General features: G+C 71.8%; 23 protein-coding genes. 10 read left to right on the plus strand and 13 right to left on the minus strand.

Annotated features, from left to right (window positions below; all coding sequences use genetic code 11):
• Positions 1-82 precede the first annotated feature (82 nt).
• Positions 83-538 carry a MarR family winged helix-turn-helix transcriptional regulator gene (locus ACMXN5_RS42000; protein WP_439681399.1) on the plus strand — a complete coding sequence of 152 codons (456 nt, stop codon included), beginning with the start codon at positions 83-85 and terminating at the stop codon, positions 536-538.
• A 48-nt stretch (positions 539-586) separates the two neighbouring features.
• Here the strand turns inward: ACMXN5_RS42000 and ACMXN5_RS42005 are convergent, their stop codons facing one another.
• From ACMXN5_RS42005 to ACMXN5_RS42015, 3 genes are all read right to left on the minus strand, one after another.
• Positions 587-1,678: an NAD(P)/FAD-dependent oxidoreductase gene (locus ACMXN5_RS42005; RefSeq protein WP_439680136.1), complete on the minus strand. Its 1,092-nt coding sequence runs from the start codon at positions 1,676-1,678 to the stop codon at positions 587-589.
• Between the two features lie 138 nt (positions 1,679-1,816).
• A complete protein-coding gene (locus ACMXN5_RS42010; protein ID WP_439680137.1) occupies positions 1,817-2,599 on the minus strand; it encodes an SDR family NAD(P)-dependent oxidoreductase in 783 nt (260 codons plus the stop codon).
• 846 nt (positions 2,600-3,445) lie between these two features.
• On the minus strand, positions 3,446-3,664 hold the full coding sequence (locus ACMXN5_RS42015; protein ID WP_380006923.1) for a hypothetical protein: 219 nt from the start codon (positions 3,662-3,664) through the stop codon (positions 3,446-3,448).
• 301 nt (positions 3,665-3,965) lie between these two features.
• Between ACMXN5_RS42015 and ACMXN5_RS42020 the strand changes: the two genes are divergently transcribed.
• On the plus strand, positions 3,966-4,787 hold the full coding sequence (locus ACMXN5_RS42020) for an alpha/beta hydrolase (RefSeq protein WP_439680138.1): 822 nt from the start codon (positions 3,966-3,968) through the stop codon (positions 4,785-4,787).
• Between the two features lie 10 nt (positions 4,788-4,797).
• Here ACMXN5_RS42020 and ACMXN5_RS42025 read toward each other — a convergent pair whose 3' ends face one another.
• The 4 genes from ACMXN5_RS42025 to ACMXN5_RS42040 all read right to left on the minus strand — a co-directional run bounded on the left by ACMXN5_RS42025 (position 4,798) and on the right by ACMXN5_RS42040 (position 7,891).
• The gene (locus ACMXN5_RS42025) at positions 4,798-6,000 is read right to left on the minus strand and encodes a methyltransferase domain-containing protein (RefSeq protein WP_439680139.1); all 1,203 of its coding nucleotides are present in this window, start codon (positions 5,998-6,000) and stop codon (positions 4,798-4,800) included.
• A 170-nt stretch (positions 6,001-6,170) separates the two neighbouring features.
• On the minus strand, positions 6,171-6,668 hold the full coding sequence (locus ACMXN5_RS42030) for a nucleoside deaminase (RefSeq protein ID WP_439680140.1): 498 nt from the start codon (positions 6,666-6,668) through the stop codon (positions 6,171-6,173).
• Between the two features lie 84 nt (positions 6,669-6,752).
• On the minus strand, positions 6,753-7,223 hold the full coding sequence (gene cynS / locus ACMXN5_RS42035) for a cyanase (protein ID WP_439680141.1): 471 nt from the start codon (positions 7,221-7,223) through the stop codon (positions 6,753-6,755).
• A 56-nt stretch (positions 7,224-7,279) separates the two neighbouring features.
• Positions 7,280-7,891 carry a carbonic anhydrase gene (locus tag ACMXN5_RS42040; RefSeq protein ID WP_439680142.1) on the minus strand — a complete coding sequence of 204 codons (612 nt, stop codon included), beginning with the start codon at positions 7,889-7,891 and terminating at the stop codon, positions 7,280-7,282.
• Between the two features lie 168 nt (positions 7,892-8,059).
• Here ACMXN5_RS42040 and cynR point away from each other — a divergent pair, with 168 nt between their 5' ends.
• Positions 8,060-8,977, plus strand: coding sequence for a transcriptional regulator CynR (cynR, locus tag ACMXN5_RS42045; protein WP_439680143.1), 918 nt, complete (start codon positions 8,060-8,062; stop codon positions 8,975-8,977).
• A 101-nt stretch (positions 8,978-9,078) separates the two neighbouring features.
• Here cynR and nhaA read toward each other — a convergent pair whose 3' ends face one another.
• The 3 genes from nhaA to ACMXN5_RS42060 all read right to left on the minus strand — a co-directional run bounded on the left by nhaA (position 9,079) and on the right by ACMXN5_RS42060 (position 13,328).
• Positions 9,079-10,965 carry a Na+/H+ antiporter NhaA gene (gene nhaA / locus ACMXN5_RS42050; protein WP_439680144.1) on the minus strand — a complete coding sequence of 629 codons (1,887 nt, stop codon included), beginning with the start codon at positions 10,963-10,965 and terminating at the stop codon, positions 9,079-9,081.
• Between the two features lie 186 nt (positions 10,966-11,151).
• The gene (efeU, locus tag ACMXN5_RS42055) at positions 11,152-12,012 is read right to left on the minus strand and encodes an iron uptake transporter permease EfeU (protein ID WP_395797225.1); all 861 of its coding nucleotides are present in this window, start codon (positions 12,010-12,012) and stop codon (positions 11,152-11,154) included.
• Positions 12,013-12,152: 140 nt separating this feature from the next.
• The gene (locus tag ACMXN5_RS42060; protein ID WP_439680145.1) at positions 12,153-13,328 is read right to left on the minus strand and encodes a nuclear transport factor 2 family protein; all 1,176 of its coding nucleotides are present in this window, start codon (positions 13,326-13,328) and stop codon (positions 12,153-12,155) included.
• Positions 13,329-13,477: 149 nt separating this feature from the next.
• Here ACMXN5_RS42060 and ACMXN5_RS42065 point away from each other — a divergent pair, with 149 nt between their 5' ends.
• Positions 13,478-14,359 carry a LysR family transcriptional regulator gene (locus tag ACMXN5_RS42065; protein WP_439680146.1) on the plus strand — a complete coding sequence of 294 codons (882 nt, stop codon included), beginning with the start codon at positions 13,478-13,480 and terminating at the stop codon, positions 14,357-14,359.
• A 2,114-nt stretch (positions 14,360-16,473) separates the two neighbouring features.
• Here ACMXN5_RS42065 and ACMXN5_RS42070 read toward each other — a convergent pair.
• Both ACMXN5_RS42070 and ACMXN5_RS42075 read right to left on the minus strand, forming a co-directional pair.
• Positions 16,474-17,187: a DedA family protein gene (locus ACMXN5_RS42070; protein WP_439680147.1), complete on the minus strand. Its 714-nt coding sequence runs from the start codon at positions 17,185-17,187 to the stop codon at positions 16,474-16,476.
• A gap of 98 nt (positions 17,188-17,285) precedes the next feature.
• Entirely contained in the window at positions 17,286-17,519 is a 234-nt protein-coding gene (locus ACMXN5_RS42075; RefSeq protein ID WP_439680148.1) for a hypothetical protein, read from the minus strand.
• A gap of 97 nt (positions 17,520-17,616) precedes the next feature.
• On the opposite strand from ACMXN5_RS42075, the gene ACMXN5_RS42080 reads away from it, so the two are divergent.
• Positions 17,617-17,868, plus strand: a complete 252-nt coding sequence (locus ACMXN5_RS42080; RefSeq protein ID WP_439680149.1) for a hypothetical protein — start codon at positions 17,617-17,619, stop codon at positions 17,866-17,868.
• A 159-nt stretch (positions 17,869-18,027) separates the two neighbouring features.
• Complete coding sequence (locus tag ACMXN5_RS42085; protein ID WP_439680150.1) at positions 18,028-18,186, plus strand: hypothetical protein; 159 nt, start codon at positions 18,028-18,030, stop codon at positions 18,184-18,186.
• Here ACMXN5_RS42085 and ACMXN5_RS42090 read toward each other — a convergent pair.
• Positions 18,183-18,383 carry a hypothetical protein gene (locus tag ACMXN5_RS42090; protein WP_439680151.1) on the minus strand — a complete coding sequence of 67 codons (201 nt, stop codon included), beginning with the start codon at positions 18,381-18,383 and terminating at the stop codon, positions 18,183-18,185. The two genes, ACMXN5_RS42085 and ACMXN5_RS42090, sit on opposite strands and share 4 nt — an antisense overlap.
• A 460-nt stretch (positions 18,384-18,843) precedes the next feature.
• Here ACMXN5_RS42090 and ACMXN5_RS42095 point away from each other — a divergent pair, with 460 nt between their 5' ends.
• From ACMXN5_RS42095 to ACMXN5_RS42110, 4 genes are all read left to right on the plus strand, one after another.
• Positions 18,844-19,308 carry an SRPBCC family protein gene (locus ACMXN5_RS42095; protein ID WP_439680152.1) on the plus strand — a complete coding sequence of 155 codons (465 nt, stop codon included), beginning with the start codon at positions 18,844-18,846 and terminating at the stop codon, positions 19,306-19,308.
• 172 nt (positions 19,309-19,480) lie between these two features.
• Entirely contained in the window at positions 19,481-20,029 is a 549-nt protein-coding gene (locus tag ACMXN5_RS42100) for a GNAT family N-acetyltransferase (RefSeq protein WP_439680153.1), read from the plus strand.
• A gap of 201 nt (positions 20,030-20,230) precedes the next feature.
• Complete coding sequence (locus ACMXN5_RS42105; protein ID WP_439680154.1) at positions 20,231-20,608, plus strand: nuclear transport factor 2 family protein; 378 nt, start codon at positions 20,231-20,233, stop codon at positions 20,606-20,608.
• 587 nt (positions 20,609-21,195) lie between these two features.
• Complete coding sequence (locus ACMXN5_RS42110) at positions 21,196-24,570, plus strand: serine hydrolase (RefSeq protein ID WP_439680155.1); 3,375 nt, start codon at positions 21,196-21,198, stop codon at positions 24,568-24,570.
• Positions 24,571-24,589: the final 19 nt, after the last annotated feature.

Genomic DNA, 24,589 nt, shown 5'->3' on the forward strand with positions numbered 1-24,589 from the left:
CCGGGGGCGACGGGACCGCCCTCACCTTCCGTGACCGGCGGTGCCGTAGGCTTGGCGGATGGGAAAGACCGTGGGTGAGCAGATGGGGGTCGTCACCGCGTTGGTGCGATCCGCATTCCTGGTGAACGCGGTATACGCCGAGTCGAGCCGCGACCACGGGTTGACCCCGCAGCAGGGGCAGTTGCTCTGCGTACTGATGCCGCAGCCGTACGGGATGCGCGAGCTGGGCGAGATGCTGGGCCTGGCCAAGTCCAGCCTGACCGGGCTGGTGGACCGCACCGTGCAGCGCGACCTGGTGCGCCGCGAGCCGGACCCCGGGGACCGCCGCGCGGTCCGCATCGCGCTCACCGAGCAGGGCGCCGAACTCGCTGAGGAGTTCTACGCGGAGACCTGTCGGCGGGTCGAGAAGCTGCCGGCCGGTCTGGGCGACGCCGATCGCACCAGGCTCGCCGAGTTGTTGTCCCGCCTGGTCCGGGACAACGAGGTGCCGGCGGTGTTCATGGAACTCGACGAGGGCGCCTGCGGGAACGGCGCCTGACGGCGACCGCCGGTGACCCACGCCGGCGCGCGCGGTCCACGCCGCGACTCAGCCCGTGCCGAACAGATCGACGAACCGGCCGATGCCCAGATCCCGGCCCTTGTACTCGGCGACGGTCTGCGCCGGCACCACCATCGGCCCGTCCGGCGTGGGGTATTGGCCGACGCCACCCGTGGGCCCGAGCGGGAGCAGGATCGAGGGCTCGGGCGAGGGCAGGTAGGTCGCGGTGGGCGCCTCCCCCCGCACCTGGGTCAGGATGTTCCGCGCCACGACCTCGGCGTGCCGCATCGCGTACGCGGCCATCTTGGACTCGGCCAGGTCGGTGACATCGCCGATCGCGTAGATGTGCGCGTGCCCGTCGACGTTGAGCGTGTCGGTGACCCGGACCTGCCCCTGCGGCGTACGGATGGCGACGAGGCCGTCGGCCAGGTAGTCCCCGTTGATCCGCACCCCGTGGCAGCGGAACCAGATGTCGGCGGATATCCCGCCACCTTCGGTGGTGTTCACGGTGAACGCCTTGGCCTGCCCCGGCTCGCTCGGCGGCTGGGTGGTCAGGGTCGTACCCAAGCACAACCCCACGCCCAGCGCCTCGAGTTGGGCGAGCAGGTCGGCACGCAGCTCGGGCCGGAAGCCGGGCATCAGCTGTTCGGCGGGATCCACCACGACCACCTGCTTGTCCGGCCACACCGCCTTGATCTCGCCCGCCAGCTCCAGCCCGACCGGTCCGGCGCCGACCAGCAACACCCGTTCGGCGCCCGCCAGTTCGGTGTGGGTCTCGCGGATCCGGCTCAGCGCGTCGGCGGTGACGTCGGTGTCCGGCTTGGCGGGGTAGGGGTATTGGGATCCCGAGGCCAGCACCAGATAGTCGGCGTCCACCCGGGCGCCGGATGCGAGCGTGACTCCGCGCGGGTCCACCGAGACGGCCCGCCCGCGCAGCACCGTGCCGCGCGAGAGCAGTCGGTCGTAGGCGAAGAACATGTTGTCCGCCCAGTCCGGCTGCACCAGGGCGCGCAACGACGCGGCGGCGTGTACGAACGCGTCCTTGGGCTCGATCAGCACCACGTCGGCGTCCTGGTCGAGCGCCTTGGCCACCGCGGCGCCGCCGTAGCCCCCACCGATGACCGCAACGGTACGACTCATGATTCCTCATTCCCCGAGCAATAAGAATGCCGTTCGCACTACGAACGTTAATAGTTCGTAGTACGAACGGCAAACGGTAAATGCTCGGTTGGTGGGGGTCGGTGCTCCGGGATCCCGGCCGTGCGATCCGGAGTCGGTTCAGGTGCGCAGGTGGGAGGCGCCGTTGAGGTCGAGGATCGTGCCGGATGCCCATTCGGCCTCCGGGGAGGCCAACCACAGGACGGCGGCGGCTATTTCGGCCGGATCGGCGACCCGGCCGAACGGGCTCTGGTCGCGGATCGCGGCACCCTCGGCGCCGGAGAGGCGGTGGGCCACCCGGTCGGTGTCGATGAAACCCGGGGCGACGGAGGCGACCGCGATCCGGTGCGGAGCGAGCGCCACCGCCAGGGATTGGCCCAGCGCGTGCAGTCCGGCCTTGGTGGCGCCGTAGGCGGGGTGGTCCGGCTCGCCCCGGAAGGCGCCGCGCGAGCCGACGTTGACGATGCGGCCGCCGGTGCCGCGCGCGATCATGCCCCGGGCGACGAGGTGGCTCAGTCCGGCGGCGCCGACGAGGTTGACCGCGACGTGCCGCTGCCAGGCGGTCACCCACTCGGCGTAGTCGGTCGTGGCGGGCGGATGTGGGGTGTTGACGGCGGCGTTGTTGACCAGCACGTCGATGCCGCCGAGGGCCTCCTCCGCCTCGGCCACCAGCCGCTCGACCGCGTCCGGCTCGGCGAGGTCCGCGCCGATCAGCACGTGTCCCCGGCCGGCCAGGCCGCCCAACGTCTCCTCGGCCTCGTCCCGCCGCGACCCGTAGTGCACCACCACCCGGTCCCCGTGCGCGGCGAACGCCCGGGCGACGGCCCGACCCAACCCCCGCGCGGCCCCACTGACCAACACCCGCCGCCCCACGGCGGGAAAGCCCCACGTCCCATCGGACACGACGACCTCCTCATACAGCGTCGAACGCCCGAGCCTACGAGGCCCCCAACGAGGGTCGACGGCCGCACCCCGGCGGACCCAAGGCCGGCAGGGGAGCCTCCCGGCGAGCGCCAACCGGAAGCGAGGCGCCCAACCGTGCGCGTGCGGTCAGCGCCGCCCCTCGCCTCGCGCCGCCCGGAGGCGAATCGCCCTGGCGTCTGCGTGCGGTCAGCGCCGCACCTCGCCTCGTGCCGGCCGGAAGCCAAGCGTCCTGGGCCGCGCGTGCGGTCAGCGCCGCACCTCGCCTCGCGCCGCCCGGAGGCGAAGCGTCCTGGCGTCTGCGTGCGGTCAGCGCCGCACTTCGCCTCGTGCCGGCCGGAAGCCAAGCGTCCTGGGCCGCGCGTGCGGTCAGCGTCGCACCTCGCCTCGTGCCGGCCGGAGGCGAGGCGTCCTGGCGTGCGCGTACCGTCAGCACCGCACCCTGCCTCGCGCCAACCGGCAACGATGCATCCCGCCCGCGCGTGCGGTCAGCGCCGGACTTCTTACTCGCGGCGACCGGCAACGCCGCATCTCGGCCTACGCCGCGTCGGCGGCGGTGCGTCCCGGGCCGGTAGGCGCGCGCTGGGCGCCGTCACGCCCGCGCTCATGGCGCCTGTTGACGGGCAGCACCGCACCTCGACCCGCGGCGACCGGCAACGCCGGATCTCGGCCTGCGCAGCGCCGGCGGCGGTGCATCCGAGCCGTAGGCGCGTACCGGTCGCCGCCGCGCCCGAGCCCACGGCGCCGCCGACCGGCAGCGCCGCCCCCACGGCCCCACGCGCGCCCTACGGGCGGTGTGCGGTGCGGCCGTGCCGTGGCGGCCGCGCCTCAGGTCCCGTCGATCTGCAGTTCCACGAAGACGTCCGGGTCGAACGGGACCCACCGGGCCGGACGGTCGCTGCCCACGATGCGCAGGCGGCACCAGTCCTCGCCGCGCCCGCCGTACCAGCGCGCGTTGATTCGTCCCAGCGCCCAACTGCCGTCCCGGTTACGGATCTCCACCGGCTCGTAGACCCGGCGGATCTCCTCCTCCGGAGGAGCCGTCACCCACTCGACTCCCATGCGTCGCTCTCGATGATCATTCAGCACAGTTCCACCCCCTGAATCGCAGGCGACCAAGCGGCCTCGCTCGCACCGAGCCCGCCGAAACCAAGCTTCTACACATCTGTAGAAACCTTACATGACGCCCATTCCGAAATCCGCCCCCGTCGACGCCCCCACCCCCGGACACAACCACACGTCCGCCGCGGCGCGGCCGGCGCCGTGCCGGGGGCGGTGCCACAGTGGCGGGAAAGGATCTTGTTCGGGCTGTGCGGCGGGGGCTTGGTGAGCGAGGCGAGGTAGGGCCGTGAAACGTACTCCCGTGGTGTTCATCCATGGTTTGTGGCTGCATTCGACCAGCTGGCGGAATTGGATCGAACGATTCCGGAAGGCCGGCTACGAGCCGCTGGCGCCCGAGTGGCCCGGAGTGCCGGGCACCGTACTGGCCACCCGCCGGGACCCGCAGAGCCAGGCCGGCGTCGGCCTCGCCGAAATCGCCGCGGCCTACGCGGACGTGATTCGCGGCCTCGACACCCCGCCGGTGTTGATCGGCCACTCCGTCGGCGGCCTCATCGCCCAGCAGCTGCTCGGCGAGGGCCTGGTCGCCGCGGCCGTGGCGATCTGTCCCGGTCAGATCAAGGGTGTCAAGGCGATCGGACCGGCCCAGGTGAAGGCGACATACGCGATCCTGCGCAACCCCGCCAACGCCAAGCGCGCGGTGTCGCTGAATCAGGCCCAGTTCCGGTACGGCTTCGCCAACACCGTGTCCCGCAAGGAGTCGGAGGACCTGTTCGCGGCCTGGACGATCCCCAGTTCGGCCCGCCCACTCTTCCAACTGGCCCTGGGCAACCTCACCCGCAACTCCGCCGCCGAGGTCGCCACAAGGAACCAGTCGCGCGGTCCGCTCCTGCTGCTGTCCGGAAAGCAGGACCACACCGTCCCCGACGTGCTGACCCGCGCCACGCTCAAGTGCTACCGCAACTCCCGTGCCATCACGGACTATCGCTGCTTCGAGGACCGGGGCCACTCGCTGACCGTCGACAGCGGATGGCCGGAAGTCGCGGAGAGCGCACTGCTCTGGCTCGCGGACGCCGGCTTCCCCGCCGCCGCGGCCCCGACCCCGGCCTGACCTCCGGACGTCAACCGCGGCCCCGCGCGGGCCAGTCGTGCGCCGGCGGGACGAGCGGAAACGTGGTGGCGCCGTACCACGGTTGTTGGTCGACGACACCGTCACCGGCGACCGTGACGGTCAGGCCGAAGTCGTGGATGGTCGGCCGGCCCCGGGCGTTCCACCAGTGCCAACTCGCCTCGACCTCATGCCACAACCGACGCGGGCCCGACTGCCGGACGGTCGGCGCGTCCGTGCCGAAGTCGGCCGCGGCGATCGAGTGACCCCGGCCGGTGTCGGCGCCGTACAGCCACAACGTCGCGCCGAATATCCCGTGCAGCACCGGCCGGGCCAGGCAATCGGGTACACACAGGCCGAGCACGAAGCCCACCGAGTCGAACGGCCCGCCGACCACGTCGTCGTAGCCCAACGTCGTGGTCGTCGCCCGGGCGTAGGCGGCCCAGTCGTCGGGCAGCGCCGCACCGCCGTAGCGCCGCCAATCCGGCCGCTGGGCCCGCAGCTTCATGAACGCCGTGGCGAGCGTGAACGGCCCGCTCGCACCGCGCCGATCGGCGCCCACCACCAGGCGCAGCGCGCAGTCGCCACTGCCGTAGTCGGTGCCCCACGGCAGCACGATCACCGCGCCGGGCGCGGCCTGTTCGATCCACGCCGCCGGCACCCGCCGCACCCCGGCGGTGACCTGGATCCGGTCGTACGGCCCGCCCGCCCGATGGCCCAGCGTGCCGTCGCCGGTGATCACCTCGACCAGATCGCCGAACCCGGCCGCAGCCAAATTCTCCCGAGCCCGCCGGGCCAGGTGCGGGTCGACCTCGATCGAGGTGACCCGGCAGCCGCGCGCGGCCAGCAGGCCGGCGCTGTACCCGGTCCCGGTGCCGACCTCCAACACCCGCATCCCCGGCGCCGCGTCGAGGTCGTACAACATCTCCGCGAGGGTCGAGGGCATCGACGCCGACGAGGTGGCCAGCCGGCCCGCCTCGGTGCCGGAGTGCCGGCCGTCGTCCCACTGGGTCACCAACGCCCGGTCCGAATAGACCGCGCGGCGCCACGCCTCCGGCTCCCGGTCGCGATCGAGGAGCGCGTCGGTGTCGTCCGGCCAGATCCGGGCGGGCACGAAGTCCTCGCGCGCCACCATGCCGAACACCGACTCCCATCCTGCCGGGAGCACGTCCTTGCGCTTGAGCAGCGCCGTCAGCGTGTCGGGCCCCACCGTCATGAAACGCACCGGCGAGCGGGAACGACGGACCGAGCGGCCATCACGAACCAACCTTTCCGGAGGGTGACTACTCGCCGCACCCTAGAAACGCCGAAGCGTAATCGTCAAGGAGAGCGCGGAAGTTGGCGATATCGACTCCGCAACGGCGGCGAACGGCCCCGGCGGCCGGATCAGGCCGTGGGGACGCCCGTGACCCGGCGTTCGCCGCCGTTGCGGCGTTGCCACTCGCGGTAGACGTCGGTGGCGGCGGTGCGCGGCTCGTATCGCATCGGAAGCCGGCGCTCCTCCCACGGCTTGGCGAACTCCGCGTAGAAGGTGTCGAGTTCGAAGTACCTGCGGTCGTCGACATAGTGCGGCGCGTAGTCGTCGCGGGTGGTCAGGAAGACGACCTCGTCGGGGGAGCAGTAGTAGAGCGAGCCCAGGCACATCGGGCACGGGTGGGCGAGGACGTAGATGGTGGCGCCGGTCAGATGCTCGGTCCCCAGCTTTCGGCACGCCTCGCGGATCGCCAGGATCTCGGCGTGCGCGGTCGGATCGGCGGTCTGGGCCACCTTGTTCGCACTCTCGGCGACGATCTCGCCGTCGCGGACGATCACGGTCGCGAAGGGCCGGCCGCCCTCCTCGACGTTGCGGAGGGCGAGGTCGATGGTGCGTTGGGCGAAGTCCATGGGATTCCTTGGGATTTCTTGGTCGTGGGGTTTTCTTGGTCGTTCGGGTGAAGGTGTGCGGAAAGAGACGGGAAAGCCGGAATCTCAGAACGGCTTGGTCGGCAGATACTTGCCGTCCAACGTGATTACCGCGCGCTCGCCGCCCTCCGGGTCGGCGACCTTCCGCACGTCGAGGCGGAAGTTGATCGCGCTGATGATGCCGTCGCCGAACTGCTCGTGGATCAGCGCCTTCAGGGTGGTGCCGTAGACCATCAGCATCTCGTGGAAGCGGTAGATGGTCGGGTCGGTCGGCAGGCCCGGGGTGTCCGGGCCCCGGGTGGGGATGGCCTGGAGCAGCGCTGCGGCGTCCGGGCCCAGGTCCAGGAGTTCGGCGACCGCTTGGGCGGCGTCGGCGGGCAGCGGGTGCTGACCGAGGACGGCGGCGGTGACGAACGCGACGGACAGGCCGGTGGGTTCGGCGATCCGCTCCCAGGTCAGGTCCTTGCGGATCTTGGCCTCGACGGCGGTGGCGGCGAGCTGCTGCCGGGCGGCGGGGTCGAACAGGGCGTGCGGCATGGAGTTTTCCTTACGAGAGTGTGTGGGGGAGGGGACGGTCAGGCGGAGGGGAGGGGTCAGGCCGGTAGGGCGATCGGCCGGCCCGTGGCGGCGTCCAGCGCGGTGACCGTGCCGGAGCCGATGTCATAGACCCAGCCATGCAGGGTCAGTGCCTGCCGGGCCAGGGCGCCGGCCACGCTCGGATGCGTGGCCAGGTTGGCGAGTTGGTCGGCGACGTTGCTCCGGACCAGCGCGCCCACCCGATCCGAGGCGTCGGCGGCCGGGCGGGCCCGGTCGGGATTCGCGTGCCGGAGCCAGTCGGCGACCTGCGGCGTACTGGCCAGGTCGTGGCCCTCGGCGAGCGCGGTCATCGCCCCGCAGGCCGAGTGCCCGCAGACGATCACATCCGTGACCGCCAGGACGGCGACCGCGTACTCGATGCTCGCGGCCACCCCGTCACCGCCGCCCGCGCCCGGTGTGTGGGCCGGCACCAGATTGCCGGCCGTACGGATCACGAACAGCTCGCCCGGCTCGCTCTGGGTGATCAGCTCCGGCACCACGCGGGCGTCGGAGCAGCTGATGAAGAGCGTCGCGGGCCGATGGGCATGGGCCAGGCGGTCGAACAGCGGCGCCTTGGCCGGGAACACATCGCGCTGGAACCGGGTGACACCGGCGGTGAGGTGATGCATGGCTGGCACTACTCCCTTACGAAGACGAAGGTGCTCCTCGAAGGCGCTTCCCGAAGGCGCTCCTCGAAGGTGTTCCTGTCCGACTGGATCCACCATGCATGACCTGTGCCTATAGCGTCCAAGACGCAGTACCCATCGAAGCCATAGCCATCACCTATAGTCGTCCGCATGGCCCCGGAACTACGGCACCTCCGCTACCTGCTCGCCGTCGCCGAGCACGGCAACTTCACCCGTGCGGCGGAGGAACTGCGTGTCTCGCAGCCGACCCTGTCCCAGCAGATCAAACAGCTCGAACGCATCCTCGGAGTGCGCCTGCTCGACCGGAGCGGGCGCACGGTGCGGCCGACCGACGTCGGGGAGAGCTACCTGCACTACGCCCGCCGGGCCCTCCAGGACCTGGCCGCCGCCGAACGCGCCGTGCACGACGTGGCCGACCTGACCCGCGGCGGCCTGCGGCTCGCGGTGACGCCGACGTTCACCACATACCTGGTCGGGCCGCTGACCGAGGAGTTGTACGCCCGGCACCCCGGGATCGCCCTCGACGTCGTGGAGACCACCCAGGACAGGATCGAATCCGGCCTGGCCGCGGACGAGTTCGACCTGGGCATCGCGTTTCGCGGCACACACCTGCCGGGCCTCGTCGGGACGGCGCTCGGCACCGAACGGCTCAGCCTGGTGGTCGGCGCGACCCGGCCGACCCCCGCCCCGGACGCCCCGCCGCTGCCGGTGCGCGACCTGGACGCGGAGCATCTGGCGCTGCTCAGCGACGACTTCGCCACCCGAGGGCATATCGACGAGTACTTCGCCCGGCACGGCGTACGGCCCCGGATCGCGGTCCAGGCGAACTCGATCCAGGCGCTGACCGAGATCGTCCGACGCACCCCGCTGGCCACCGTGCTGCCGGACGCGATCGCCCGCGACCATCCGCATCTGCGCCCGGTGGCCGTCGACCCGCCGCTGCCGGTGCGTACCGTCGTGCTGCTCCGCCGGGAGAGCGCCTACCGCAGCGCCGCCGCCCGCGCCTTCGAACGGCTGACCCGGGACGTGGTCCGGGCCCGCGACGACGTCGCGGAATCGGCCGGGTGAGCGCGGCGTCCGCTACGTCAGCTGTGTCCGTTGTCCCGAGGCGGGTGGGCGCGCCGACGTGAGCGGCCGCGCCGAGGTGAGTGGCCCCGCGCGCCGCCCGCTCAGCGGTCCATCAGCGCGCGTTCCTTGGCCGCGTGTACGGCCGCCGTGAGGCCGGCGATGTCGTACGGGCCGTGGTGGCGGCGGCCGTTGACGAAGAAGGTCGGTGTACCGGTCACCCCGCTCAGGTCCGCCGACTCCTCGTCCTCGGCGACCCGATCGGCGCCCTGCCGGGTGCGCAGCGCGAGGCGGAACTCGTCGACGTCCAAGCCCAGGGTGCGCGCGTGTTCGATCAGGTCGCTCGGCTTGAGTGCGTCCTGGTGTTCGAGGAGGTGGTCCATCATCTCCCAGAACGCGCCCTGATCCGCGGCGGCCTCGGCGGCGATCGCGGCCAGTCGGGCCCGGGGGTGTACGTCGGGCAGCGGCAGGTGGCGCCAGACGTAGCGCACGTCGCCGAAGTCGGCCAGCAGCTCGCGCACCACCGGCTCGGCCCGACCGCAGAACGGGCATTCGAAGTCGCCGTACTCGACCAGCGTCACCGGCGCGTCGATCGGGCCCCGGATGTGGTCGCGGTCCGGATCCACCGGCACCGCCAGGTCGACCAGGCTCTGCCCGGTGCCGAGCAGTGCCCGCGACCGGGCCGGGCGCGGCAGCGCCGAGATCACCACCGACACCAGCCAGGTGACCACGAACGAGCACACGACGGCGCTGAGCACGCCGACCTTGGCCTCGTCCAACTGCTCGCCCTCGAAGGCGAGCGTCGCGATCAGCAGCGACACGGTGAAGCCCACACCCGCGATCGCGCCGCCGCCGACCACCGCGCCCCAGCCGACCGGCGGACGCAGCCGGCCCCCGCTGAGCCTGGTGGTCAGCGAACTGGCGCCGATGATCCCGATCGGCTTGCCGAGCACGTAGGCGAACAGGATGCCGAGCGTGATCGGCGAGGTGAAGGCCCGGGAGAGCAGCCCGCCGTTCAGCGTGATCCCGGCGTTGGCCAGTGCGAACAGCGGCACGATCACGTAGCTCGTCCACGGGTGGTACATCCGCTGCAGCCGCTCGTTGGGCGACAGCGCCGCCGCCATGCCGCGTCGGGCGGTGCGTTCCAGCTCGGGGGTGGGCTGCTCGCGGAAGGAGCGGAACAGGCCGGTGGCCCGTTCCAGCTCGGCCCGCGACGCCGGGTGGGCGATGGTCAGCAGGCCGAATACCAGGCCGACCACGACCGGATCCACGCCGGACTTCAGCACCGCGACCCAGGTGATCACGCCCAGCACCCCGTACGGGGCACCACGCCGGATCCGCGCGCCGCGCACCAGCAGGACCACCCCGAGCAGGGCCAGCGCGATCAGCAGCGGGGTCACGTCGATGTGGTCGCTGTAGGCGACGGCGATCACCACGAGGGCGACGAAGTCGTCGACCACGGCCACGGTCAGGATGAACGTGTGCAGCCGGCGCGGGAACCGGCTGCCGAGCAGGGCGAGCATGCCCAGCGCGAAGGCGGTGTCGGTGGACATCGCCGCGCCCCAGCCGTGTACGGAGGAGTCGCCCGCGTTAATCGCCAGGTAGATCAGCACCGGTACGGCCATGCCGCTGAGTCCGGCCAGCAACGGCAGGGTCAGCCGGCGCCGCTCGCGCAACTCGCCCAGGTCGAACTCGCGCCGGGCCTCGAGGCCGACCACGAAGAAGAACAGCGTCATCAGGCCGCTGTTGACCCACTCGCGCAGGTCGAGCGCGACACCAGAGTCGCCGAGCCGGATCGACAGGTGCGTGTGCCACAACGACTCGTAGGAGTCGGCGCCGATGTTCGCCCAGGCCAGTGCGGCCAGCGTGGCGACCAGGAGGACCGTCGCGCTGCCGCTCTCGGTGCGGATGAACGCCCACCGCGCGGTGCGCGCCCCGCCCTCGTCGAGGGATTGGCCCGCGAGGCCGTCCCCGTTGCGCGGCTGCGTCATGCCTGTGCCCCCCTGTACGTGTTCGGCGCTCCTCGGCCGGACCGGGTCAGAGGATATCCGTCGGTGCGCGATGGATGATCTTCCCGGACATACCCGGCGTGGGATCGGGTCGGTCCGCGTGATCTGTCGTGGCCTGTCGTGACCTGCCGGCGATGTGCGTGATTTGCGCCACGGGGCGCGGTCCGCTCAGACGGAGGCGGTTCCCGGCGCGGCGGGGGCGGGGGCCTTGTTCGGGCCGCCCTTCGGGCCGCCCTTGGGGAGGAGGAAGAACAGCGCCATGACCGGGATCAGGTACAGGAGCCAGACGGTGACCTGGAGGACCGTGGGGTCGGGCTGGAAGTTGAGGATGCCCTTGAGGAGGGTGCCGTACCAGGTGTCCGGGGGGATGGTGTCGCTGATGTCGAACGCCCGGTTCGACAGTCCGGGGAGGTAGTCGGCCTCTTGGAGGTCGTGGACGCCGTATGCCAGTACGCCGGCGGCGACGACGACGAGGCCGGCGCCGGTCCAGAGGAAGAACTTGGCGAGGTTGATCCGGACGGCGCCGGCGTAGAAGAGGTAGCCGAGCACGACGGCGGTGGCCAGTCCGAGGGCGACGCCGATCATCGGCTCGGTGTTCTCGCCGGTGGAGCGGGCCGTGCCCCACACGATCACCGCCGTCTCCAGACCCTCCCGCCCCACGGACAGGAACGCGGTCAACACCAGCGCACCGGTGCCCATCGCCAGCGCGTGGTCCAGCTTGCCCTGCAACTCCGCCTTGAGCGCGTGTGAGGTACGCCGCATCCAGAAGATCATCCAGGTGACCAGGAGCACGGCCAGGATGGAGAGCGAACCGCCGAACAGCTCCTGCTGCTCGAAGGTCATCTCGGCCGAGGTCAGTTCGAGGGTGGCCTCGAGCGCGACGCTGAGCGCGACGGCGGCGCCGATCCCGAGCCAGACGGCGGGCAGCGCGTCCCGGCGGTCGCTCTTGACGAGATAGGCGATCAGGATGCTGACCACGAGGGCTGCCTCCAGCCCTTCGCGCAGACCTATCAGGTAGTTGGCGAACACCAGGTGACCCCGCTCGATCGAACATATCTCGGAATTTAGGCGAGGCTCACCAAAGCACCCGTTCGGATGCGTCGTCAACATGGGATCGGTCATGTCCGGGTGGGCGGGCGGCTGGGGCCGGGCGGTTTGGGGGCTGGGGCTCAGGGGTGTCGGTGGTAGGCCTTGTTGGTGATGCGCCACTTCTCGTCGACGTGGGCCAGGAGGAAGAGGTCGGTGAAGGTGTCGGTGCCGTGTCGCAGGGTCATGGTCGCGGTGGCGACGGTGCCGTGTACGTCGACGGTGTCGATGCGGCGCGAGCGGGTCGGCTCGTCCGGGGCGGGCCGGCCGGGGAAGAGCGCGCAATATTCGTCGAGGCCCCATGAGACGAACGCGCCGTCCCGGATGCCCTCGACGTGCGCGGTGGGCAGGAACGCGGCGCGGAAGTGGGCGGGGTCGCCGGTGGCGTGTCCGCGTATATAGGTGCGAAGGGGTTCGAGCACCGCGTCGGGGACGGCGGGGGTCAGCGCGGCGACGGCGATGTCGGCCTCGGGGTCGGCCGGGGTGTCGGCCAGGTCGGCCGCGCTGCGCAGCGGGGTGCCGGACGCGGCGGCCAGCAGGTCCAGGTCCTTGGCCAGAGCGGCGATGGTGAACTGGGCGGGGGCGGCCGTGGCCGGGTTGCCTGCGCTCGTGAGGATGCTGCGCTTGCGGGCCACGAGTCCGCCGAGCAGGCCGAGTTCGAGTACGTCCAGCACCTCGGTTCGCGGCAGGCCGAGCGCGTCCCCCTGCCGCAGCGCCTCGCGCAGGGCCAGGACCCCGCCGGCGAGGCTGCTGTTGGCGATGAGCTTGAGGGCGGCGGCGGTACCGGCGTCGGCGACGGGCCGCACGGTGCCGAGCGCCGCCAACACCGGCCGCATCCGATCGAGCGTGTCGGGGTCGGCGCCGGCGAGGACCTCCAGGGTCCCGGCAGCGACGGCGGGCACCGAGCCGAGCACGGGCGCGTGTACGTAGGAGGCCCCGAGTTCATGGGCCAGCGCCGACGCGTCGGCGGGGGCGATCGTGCTCGTGTTCACCACGATGGCGTCGGGTCGAAGCGAGGCGCGGACCTGGTCGACAACCTCGCGGCAGGCCCGACCGTCGAACAGCGCGAGGAGCACGACGTCGGCTTTCGCGACGGCGGTGGCTGGGTCGGCGGTGGTGTCGAAGGGGCTTCCGGTGGCGGGGTGCCCGGAGCGGGTCCAGCCGATGACCTCGTGGGCGTGCTCGGCGAGTCGTGTCGCGACAGCGGCGCCCATGCGGCCCAGGCCGAGGACGGCGATCGTGCGTGGTGGGGTGGTCATGCGCCCCAGCGTGAAGCAGGGCCAAGGTCTGCGACAAGCGCAACTTTGGAAGGGCAGGCATGCGTATCTCGCATATAGCCTGCGCGGGGGCCGGCATATTCGTGCCCGTCTCGTGCTCGTGCCCGTGCCCGTGCCATGGAGGAAGCAACGTGGATCTGACCGTGTGGCGGACCTTCGTGACGGTGTGTCGGGTCGGGTCGTTGTCGGCGGCGGCGGTCGAACTCGGCCACACCCAGTCGGCCGTCTCCCGGCAGATCGCCGGCCTGGAGCGTCGGCTCGGGGTGGCGCTGGTCGAGCGGCAGGTGCGCGGGGTGCGGCCGACGCCGGCCGGCGAGGTGTTCCGGCATCATGCCCTGGTCGTGCTCAACGAGGCGGATCGGGCGGTGCGCGCGGTTCGGGACGTACGGGACGGGGCACCGGGTCGGCCGCTGACCGTCGGCGCGACGCCGTCCCTGGCCGCCGGGATCGTACCCGCCGCGATCCGGCGCCTCCTGGACGACGAAGGCCCGCTGCGGTGGAGCCTGTTGCCCGGATCGAGCGCCGACCTGTACGACCGGGTGCTCGCCCGCGACCTGGACATCGCCGTGGTCACGGACGCGCCGCCGGGTCTGCCGGACGACCCCCGGGTGGAACGACGGCTCCTGGGCGTGGACGAGATGGTGGTCGTCCTGCCCGCCGACCACCCACACGCCGGCCGGGGCCCACTGCCGATCCACGAACTGGCCGACCAGACCTGGGTCGAGGACAACGACGGCTCGGCGGCCCTCCTACGCCGCCACGCCGCCCGCGCCGGCACCACCGCCCGAATCGACCTCACCGCAGCCGACCTACCGGGCAAAATCGCCATGGTCGCCACCGGCCACGCCATCGCCCTGATCCCCGCAGCCCTGACCATCGCCCTACGTACGGACGTCACCACGGCGACCCTGGTAGACCCCCCAACCCGCGGCATCTACACGATCACCCCACAACACGACCAACACCCAGCAGCAGCGGCCTTGTCCACCCACTTGGCGACAGCGTTCACCTGACACGCCCCGCCGGAGGCCTCGGGCCGACCGGAGCCGGGCCTGCTTCCGGCATACGTTGCGCCTTGGGTTGCGGGTGACCGGTGCGGGGCTGGTCAGAGTCGGCGGCGGGCCGCCGCCGGCGTGCGGGGCTCCAAGAGTGGAAGCTCCCGACGAGGCGGCGTCTTGCTCGGCGAAAACCGGCCGGCAGCGGGGGAGCGGGTGGGTGGTGGGGCCGGGTTCTTTGGGGGCCTTCCGGAGTGGGCCGGGCGTTCCCGGCGGGCGTTGCGCTGTTGGTTGCGTGTGGCTGGTGCGGGGCTGGTCAGAGTCGGTGGTGGGCCGCCGCCGGCGTGCGGGGCTCCAAGACTCGAAGCTCCCGGTGAGGCGGCGACTTGGTCGGCGAAAACCGGCCGGCAGTGAGGGAGCGGGAGGGCGGTCGGGTCGAGTCCTCCGGGGGACCTTCCCGGGGGAGTCGGGTGTTTTCGGCGGGCGTTGCGCTGTTGGTTGCGTGTGGCTGGTGCGGGGCTGGTCAGGGTCGGTGGTGGGCCGCCGCCGGCGTGCGGGGCTCCGAGACGGCGGATTCCCGGCGAGGCGGTTGTGTTGGTCCGCGAAAACCGGCCGGCAGTGGCGGGCAGGAGGGTGGTCGGGTTGAGTCCTCCGGGCGCCTTCCCAGGGAAGTCAGGTGTTTTCGGCGTGCGTTGTGCCTTGGGTTGCGGGTGGCTGGTGCGGGCTGGTCAGAGTCGGCGGTGGGCCGCCGCCGGCGTGCGGGGCTCCGAGATTCCGGCTTCCGGTGGGGCGGGTGCATTGCTCGGCGAAAACCGGCTGGCAGCGGCGGGGAGGGAGGGCGGTCAGGTCGATCCCGCCGAGGAGGCTTCCCGAGTGCGTGAGGCAGGGCATTTCGAGGTGCAGTGGGCGTGGGTGGGGGGCGAGAGTGCACGAAACCGGACGGCGTGAGCTGTCGTGGCCTCGGTGTGGGAAAGAACCGCAGGTCAGCGCGAAGTGGGAGCGTTTGAGGTGCCTCGGGATCCGGTTTCGGCCCCCGCTGGGCACTTGTGGTCTCCTCGACGGCCTCTGCGAGGTCGCGGCGCCCGAAGTCGGCTGCGATCGGGCGACTTTGGTCTTCACAGCGGCGTTCAGGGGGTCGGACCGCACGAAACCGGCACTCGACGCCCGACTTTCCGCCCCGACACTACAAAACCGCAGGTCGCCGAGGCTCAAAACCCCCAACCATCGATCACGATCCGGTTCGAGCCCCAACTCCCTTCCAAACGCGCCCAAAGCACCCCGACCTACTCCGGAAGGCCGGCCAGAGGACTCACCCCGAGCGCCCACCCGCTCCCTCGCTGCCAGCCGGTTTTCCGCCGAGCGATACGGGCGTCTCGTCGGGAGCTTCGAGTCTCGGAGCCCCGCACGCCGGCGGCGGCCCATCGCCGACTCTGACCGGCCCCGGACCAGCCCACGCAACTCAAGGTGCAACGCCCGCCGGAAACACCCGGCCCACTCGGGAAGGCTCTCCGGAGGACTCGACTCGACCACCCCCTGCTCCCCGCTGCCGGCCGGTTTTTTGCCGAGCAACATACGCGTCTCGCCGGGCACCCCGCCGCTCGGAGCCCCGCACGCCGGCGGCGGCCGACCCGGCGACTGTGACCGGCCCCGCACCGGCCCACGCAACCAGAAGCGCGATCTCGCCGAAGACACCCAGCCCACCCGGGAAGCCCCCGGCAGACTCGACCCGACCGCCCTCCCGCTCCCTCGCTGCCAGCCGGTTTTCGACGACCAATGCGCTCGCCTCGCCAGGAGCCCCAGGTCTCGGAGCCCCGCACGCCGGCGGCGGCCCATCGCCGACTCTGACCGGCCCCGGACCAGCCATCACGCAACCAACAGCGCAACGCCCGCCGGAAACGCCCGGCCCACTCGCGAAGGTCTCCGGAGGACTCGACCGGACCGCCCTCCCGCTCCCTCGCTGCCAGCCGGTTTTCGCTGAGCAATGCAGCCGTCTCGCCGGAAGCCGGAGTCTTGGAGCCCCGCACGCCGGCGGCGGCCCATCACCGACTCTGACAGACCCCGCCCCGGCCACCCGCGACCACAAGCGCAACGTCCGCCGGGAACGCCCAAGCACCCGCACAAGGTGCGGTCGGTCACGGTTCGTCTCGGCGGTGGGAGCCGGGGTCCGAGCCCGAGCCCGAGCCGGGGCTACGGCGGTGTTTGCGTTGGCGGAGGACCTCCAGTGCGATCGGCAGAAGCGAGATCAGTACCACCACCGCCACGATCGGCAGCAGGTAGGTGTCCACGTTCGGTACGGACGAGCCGAGTCCGTAGCCTGCCAGGACCAGGCCGATCGCCCAGACCGTGCCGCCGATGATCTGCCACAGCGTGAAGGTGCGCACGGGCATCTCCAGTACGCCTGCCAGCGGGTTGAGCACCGTGCGCACGACCGGAACGAAGCGGGCTAGGACCACCGCCTTGGCGTGTCCGTACTTGCCCAGCAACTCCTCGGCCCGCGCCACGCCTTCGTGCAGGCTGCGGTTCTTGTACCGGCTCAGCAGCGCGCGTCCGCCGCGCCGGCCGAGGAGGTAGCCGACCTGGGCGCCGAGCAGGGCGCCGCCCACGGCGGCGAGCAACACCTGCCACAGGGTCAGGTGCACCCGGTCCGAGGAGCCCGATACGCACAACAGGCCGGCGGTGAACAACAACGAGTCGCCGGGCAGGAAGAAGCCGACCAGCAGGCCGGTCTCCGCGAACAACACCACGGCGATGCCGAGCGCCCCGAAGGCGGACAACAACGAACTCGCGTCCAGCACGTTCACGGCCAGGTCGGACACGGCCAAGTCGGACACGGCCGACGAAGGCATGGGCGTTCCCTCCTTCGATAACGCGCGATCCGGTGTCGGCCGGCCGTGGTCACGGCGGGAACGACATACCGGGGCTCTGCCCTCGAAACGATGCCGCATCACGGCTGAGAGTCGGCCGAGAGCGTTGTGGGCCGGGCGGGTGACGCGGTGGGGACGGGGGCCGGCGCGCCGGGCCGGATGCGTCGGTGAACACCGCCGCGTGGGACTCGGTCGCCGTCGTGCAGGTTGCCCAGGTCGTACAGGTCGTACAGGTCGTACAGGTCGTACAGGTCGTACAGGTCGCGATTGGCGAGCGCGTGGGTGAGGCGGCCTTCGGTCGTGGTCCGATGCACACGCGCAGCGCAGTGCGCCGCGCCGAGATGCGGCGGCTGAAAACCGCCCCTTGGTGCGCCCCCTTCGCCACCGTTGTTATCGATATGCCGCATATTCGTGACCAATTATCAGCCGTGGGCCGGCAGGTGCGCGGGCATCGGGTCCACCATGACGCACCACGACTCATCGCGGGAGAACGGCTCCGACGAACTGGCCGCGCTGGTACGGCAGGCCCGGCAGTGGAGCGAGGCGTCCCCGGACAGTTCGGCCGAGCGACCGATGCTCGACCCCTCGACGGACTCTCTCCGCGAACGTATGCGTCGCCGCCGCGCCAACCGCTCGAACGACGGCGACGCCCGGAACGACTAGGCAGTGTCGCGGCGGATGGCGATGCCGCGCGGGTCGAGGGCGACGGGATACCCGCCGCGTCGACCGCGACACCTCCGATGCGCCTCCCTGTCGGGCGGCTTGGGGAATACCGCGCGGATGCGGATGCGGATGCGGACGTGGACATGGATGCGGATGTGGATGTGGATGTGGATACCGTGTCTGGGCGAGGCGTTCTCGAACTGCGGTGCGTGGCCCGCCTGTCCGGTGGTGACCACGAATGTGCGCGGACACCGGCGCCTGTCGGCCGCCGAACGAACCCTGGTGGTCGGCCGTTTGCGGTGCCTGCACGCGATCTAGCTGTGTCCGGGCGTGGCGAACCTGTGCACGCAGCGGTTGCACAGGAACTCGTTGCCGGGCGGCCGTGGGCGGCCGCTGCCGCCGTTCGTGTCCGATCGGGCCCAGAACCAGGCTCCGAACGAGACCGCCCCGAACGGCATTCCGATGTACAGGCCCACGAACAACGACAGGGCGAGTGTGGCCGCAGGCAGGAGCACCCAGCCGAACCACGGGGGAAGCTCGGTCGAGGGCCCTGGATGATCCGGTTGGCGGCTCCGATCCGGCACGACTTCGTTCGATAAGCCGCACCGGGGGCACTGGGGGAACGCCATGGCCTTACTCCTTGGATTCGTCACGTCGGGTGTGTCGAACGGCAGAGCTGGGTGCAGGCGGGTCCGCGCCGCGCCGCATGCGGCGGGGATGGCTCGTCCGCGACCACCCAAGCCCAACCGCGGGCCAGACGGGGCGACCTGGAGGGAAACACCGGGCGACTGCACATGAACGCGGGCGTGGAACGAGGCCGCACGAAGCTTCAGGGCATCCGGCCGGCACGGTCCGGATCGTCGGACCGGGGCCCAGGCGTCGGAAATGCCGCTGCTCTCAGCGGTGTTGCCAGAGCCGAGTGGCCACCCCCATACCCGCCACCGGCCGTCCGTGGCGGGCGCGTACGCTCGGCCCGTGCCGCATTTCGAGACGACCACGCACATTCGTGTCACGCCCGCACGGGCTTTCGAGGCGTCCCTGGACATCGACGCGCATACCGCGTCCATGGCTTCGTCGGGGGAGCGGGCGATCGGTGGGGTGACGGCCGGCCGGATCGGGCTCGGCGAAAGTGTCACCTGGCGGGCGCGGCACTTCGGTGTGGTGTGGCGGATGACCTCGCGGATCACGGCGTACGAGGAGCCGAGTCGGTTCGTGGACGAGCAGGTCGGCGGCCCGTTCGCGCGCTGGCGCCACGAGCACCGCTTCACCTCGGACGGGGTCGGCGGCACCGTGATGCGCGATGTCGTCGACTACGCCGCTCCGTTCGGGCCGATCGGTGCCGTCGTCGGGTGGATCGGACTGCATCGATACATGGTGCGGTTGATCGTCGCGCGCAATGAGTATCTGAAGGACTCCCTCGAATCGGCAGTGTCCGAGTAGGCGTTCGATCTCCGCGCCGCCCAAGGGCGTCGTGTTCGGGCATCGGCAGGCGGTCGTTGCGGCGGTATTCTCGGCTGCCGTGGTGATCGTGCCGATCGTGTACCCGGCGGGTCGGTTCCGCGCCCCGGCGGTGCCGGCGGAAGTGCGCGACGATCGAACGGAGTTCGAGCCCATGAGTGACGAACAGGTGTCGCTGCGGCCGGTGGTCGAGGGCGATCTCCCCCTTCTCGAACGGTTTTCGACGGATCCCGAGGCGGTCGGTCCGTTCGGTTGGCAGGGCTGGGCGGATCCCGGGCGGTGGCGGCGCGAGTGGACCGAGAGCGGCTTTCTCGGGGACACCGGAGGGCAGTTGCTGGTGGTTCGCGGGGCCGACGTCCTGGGTTTCGTGGCCTGGCGCAAAATCGTCACCTCACGCACCTCCTACTGTTGGAACGTCGGGATAAATCTGTTCCCCGAGGTGCGGGGGCAGGGTTTCGGCACCCGCGCTCAACTCCTGCTGGTCCGCTACCTGTTCGCCCACACCCAGGTGGCGCGGGTGGAGGCGGCGACGGAGGTCGACAATGTCGCCGAACAACGCGCGCTGGAAAAGGTCGGCTTCACACCAGAGGGCGTGGCCCGCGCGTACCTCTTCCGAGCAGGCCGGTGGCGCGACGTGGTCTTCTACAGCCTCCTGAGGGACGAACTGCCTTTGGAGGACGAGGAGTCGACGCCGACGCTGTAACATCCGGCGGCCGCACGGGCATCGCCGGGCGGCCGACGCGGGCGAGCAGCCGTTGGCATGCGGCGGCGACCGGCAGCGGTAGACGCGGGCGGTCAGCGCGTGGTGGCAGCCGGTGGCCAGTGCTGTGACCGGGATGGTCCACCGTGATCGGAAGGCACCTCGCGGGACGAGCGCACGCGCGACGGCTGGTATTACTGGGGCATGCAGGAAGAGACGGCACGCTCCGCGATCGACGCGTTCATCTCTGCGTTCAACGCCTCGGACGACAGCTGTGTGACCGGCCTGCTCTCCCAGGCCCTGACCTCGGACGTGGTCTTCTGGGGGCCGTTGGGTCGCAGCGAAGGAATCGCGGCGGTCGAGCGGTTCGTGCTGGATATTCGGCGCCACCCGGCGGGGACCGGCACGATGGTGCGCTGCTCAGCGGTGGACATGCCTGACGAGTGGGCCCGGTACCAGTGGGCCTTCACCACGCCGGACGGAGGCCCCCGCCTGGCGGGAACGGACGTCGTCCATCTGCGGCGGAGCCTCATCGACCAGGTCATCGTCTTTGCGGGGGAGATCGAGCCGTCCGCCTCCTGAGACGTCCTTCCGTCGCTGTCCTTCTCGTGAACTTGTCCTTTTCGGCACTTCGGCACTTCGGCACTTCGGCACTTCGGGACTGCGGTTCGCGGTCGGTCATGCTGCGGCGTCGAGGCGGCGCCCGCCCCAGCGGATGCCCTTCGCGCTGCGGATGCGGGCGCTGCCTGCCGCCTTCCGCGTGCCGTCCGCCGTCCGCCGTCCGCCGTCCAAGGCTCGCCACCCGGCCCAGTCGTTCGCCGGCCCCCTCCCCCTACCCGCGATTGCCGCCCCAGCCCAGCCCCCTTCCGCCCCAGCCCGGCATCGGGCCCCGCCCGGCCCCGCCCCGGCTTCGGCCTCCGACCAGCCCCGCCCGCCCTGGCCCACCCCGGCTCTGGCCCGCCCCCGCCCGCCCCTGGCCCACTCCGCCCCCGCCCCCTCCGGCCTACCCCCTCCCGTTCCGCCCCGCCTGGTGGGGCCGCACCGAAAGGGGGCTTCACCTTGGTTCGTTGCCACGAAGTTCCCGGGCGCTCGCCGCTCTAGCGTCGTGGCATTCGCCGCCGCCGGGGTCGGCGGGACCGGGCCGAGGGCGACCCAGGATGGAGGAAGCCATGACACGACGTCTGCGTCTGGACGACCTGACCGCGATTGTGCTGCCGGAGCAGCCGTCGATCTCCCCCGACGGGACTCGTGTCGTCTACACGCTGGTCGGCGTCGATGCCGAGGCGGACCGTCCGGTGCGCAGCCTGTGGTGGGTGGCCACCGCCGGCGACACCCCGGCGACCAGGCTCACCGAGGGTCCCGGAGACGGCAGCGCGGCCTGGTCGCCCGACGGCACGCGCATCGCGTTCCTGCGGGCCGCCGGCGGCCCGCCGCAGATCTGGGTCCTGCCCGTGACCGGCGGCGACCCCCGGCAGCTGACCCGTCTCCCGCTGGGCGCCGGCCGCCCGATCTGGAGCCCGGACGGCTCCCGCATCGCGTTCACCGGTGCCGTCGACACCCACGCCGTCCCCGGCGAGGACGACGCCGCACGCGCCGCCCGGGGCCACGCGCCGCTGGTCGTCGACGCCCTGGACTACCAGGCCGACGGCGCCGGCCTGCTCGGCACCATGCGCAGCCACCTCCACGTGCTCGACCCGGACACCGGCGAGGTCACCCAGCTCACCGAGGGGGAGTGGCACGCGAGCGAGCCGGCCTGGTCGCCCGACGGCCGCCGGCTGGCCTTCTCCGCCGGCCGCGACGCCGACGCCGACATGAACAACCTGTCGGCGGCGTACGTGCTCGACCCGTTCACCCCCCACGCACCCGCCGAGCAGGTCGGTCCTGCCGACGGCATGATCGGTCCCGTCGGCTGGACCCCCGACGGCGAGGCGCTGCTCGCCGTCGGCGCCACCCACAACGGCACCGGACACGCGCGCCTGCTCCGCATCCCCCTCGCCGGCGGCCCCGTCACCGAACTCGCCGCCGCGCTGGACCGCAACATCATGCCCGGCGGCGGCGGATACCCCGGCGCGCTGCCCGCGTTCACCCCCGACGGCCGCGAACTGCTGTTCTGCGCCCGCGAGGCCGGCGACACCCAACTGCTGGTCCTCGACCCCGCCACCGACACCACCCGCCTGCTGGTCGGCGGCGCCAACCGCAGCGTCTCCGGCCTCTCCATCCCGCAGAACCCCGGCCCGGTCGCCATCGTGCTGGCCACCCCCACCTCCTACGGCGAGGTCATCCTGGTCGACCCCGCCGACGGCACCGAGCGCGTACTCACCACGCATGTCGCCGACGCGCTGCCGGACGTGGAACTGTTCACCGCCGTCGACCGCCGGTTCACCATCTCCGACGGCACCGTCGTACACGCCCGGGTGATCCGCGACCCGCAGGCGACCGGCCCCGGCCCGCTGCTCATGGACATCCACGGCGGCCCGCACAACGCGTGGGGCGGCACCGCCGACTCGATCCACCTCTACCACCAGGTGCTGGTCGAGCGCGGCTGGACCATCCTGCTGCCCAACCCCCGGGCCAGCGACGGCTACGGCGAGGACTTCTTCACCGCCGCCGTCGGGGAATGGGGCCTCGCCGACGCCCCCGACTTCCTGGAGCCGCTGGACACCCTCGTCGCCGAGGGCATCGCCGACCCGGACCGGCTCGCCGTCGCCGGCTACAGCTACGGCGGCTACATGACCTGCTACCTGACCAGCCGCGACCGGCGCTTCGCCGCGGCGGTCGCCGGCGGCGTGGTCAGCGACCTGGTCAGCGTCTCCGGCACCTCCGACGCCGGCACCTTCCTCGCCCGGGCCGAATTCGGCGACATCAGCTACCGCGACGAGCCCGAGCGCTACGCCGCGATGAACCCGCTGACCCGGGTCGGCGACGTACGCACCCCGACCCTGATCGTGCACGGCGGCGCCGACATGCGGTGCCCCGTCGGCCAGGCCCAGCAGTGGTTCAGCGCGCTGCGCGAGCAGGGCGTACCGACCCGGATGGTGCTCTACCCCGAGGGCTCGCACCTGTTCATCCTGCAGGGCCGCCCCTCGCACCGCCTCGACTGGAACCGGCGGATCATCGACTGGGTCGAGCAGTACGCCGGCCCCGCCGGCCGCACCCGCCCGGCCCGCCTGGACGCCGCGCACTGGCAGCGCCGGCTGTCCACGCTGGCCCCGCGCCACCAGGTCCCCGGCGCGACGCTCGCCATCCTGCGCCTCGGCGACAACGGCCCCGACGACCTGATCGAGGCCGCCCACGGCGTCCTCAACCTGAACACCGGCGTCCCGGTCACCACCGAATCGGTCTTCCAGATCGGCTCGATCAGCAAGGTGTGGACCACCACGCTGGTCATGCAGCTCGTCGAGGACGGACTGCTGGACCTGGACCAGCCGTTGGCCGAACTGATGCCGGAACTGCGGCTGTCCGACCCGGAGTTGCCCAAGCGCATCACCATGCGTCACCTGCTCACGCACTCCTCCGGCATCGACGGCGACCACTTCCCCGACACCGGGCGCGGCGACGACTGCGTGGCCCGCTACGTGGACACCCTCGCCGACGTCGCGCAGGTCTTCCCGCCGGGCGCCGGCTGGTCGTACTGCAACGCGGGCTTCGTCCTGGCCGGCCGGGTGATCGAGCACCTGACCGGCAAGACCTGGGACGAGGTGTTGCGCGAGCGGCTGAGCACCCCGCTCGGACTGACCCGCACCGTCACGCTGCCCGAGGAGGTGCTGCTCCTGAGCGCCGCGATCGGACACGTCTCCGAAGGCGGCGGCGCGCCGACCGTGGCACCGGTGTCGGGCCTGCCCCGCTCCCTCGGACCGGCCGGCCTGATCTCCTCCACCGCGGCCGAACTGCTCGCCTTCGCCCGGCTGCACCTGACCGACGGCCTCGCCGCCGACGGCCGCCGACTGCTCGCCGCGCAGCACACGACCGCGATGCGCGAGCGGCAGGTGGACGTACCCGACACCGCGTTGACCGGCACCGCCTGGGGCCTGGGTTGGCGCCTGTGGTCGGTGGACGGACAGGAGCTGTGCGGCCACAACGGCGGCACCGTCGGCCAGCTCGCCTTCCTCCAGGTACTGCCCGAACACGGCCTGGCGGTGGCGCTGTTGACCAACGGCGGGCAGGGGGAGGAACTTTCCGAGGAACTGTTCGCGGAGATCCTCGCCGAGGTCGCGGGCATCGCGCCGAACGAGCCGTTCGCCCCGCCTGCCCAGCCGCCGGCCGTGGACGTGGACCGCTACGTCGGGGTCTACGAACGCGCCGCACAGCGCGACGAGGTGACGGTGACGCCCGACGGTCTGGTGCTGCGCCGCGAGCTGACCGGGCCGCTGGCGGACACCCTGCCCGACGCGGTCACCGAGATGCGGATGGTGCCGGTCGCCGAGGACGTGTTCGCGGTACGCCTGCCCGGGTCGCCGATCTGGCATCCGCTGACCTTCGCCTCGTTCGGCACCGGCCGGCGATTCCTGTACCTGGGCGCTCGGATCAGTCCGCAACAGGACTGACCCGACCCGCCCACCCCCA

The organism is Embleya australiensis (genome assembly GCF_051903075.1).
In the GTDB taxonomy this organism is placed as follows: domain Bacteria; phylum Actinomycetota; class Actinomycetes; order Streptomycetales; family Streptomycetaceae; genus Embleya.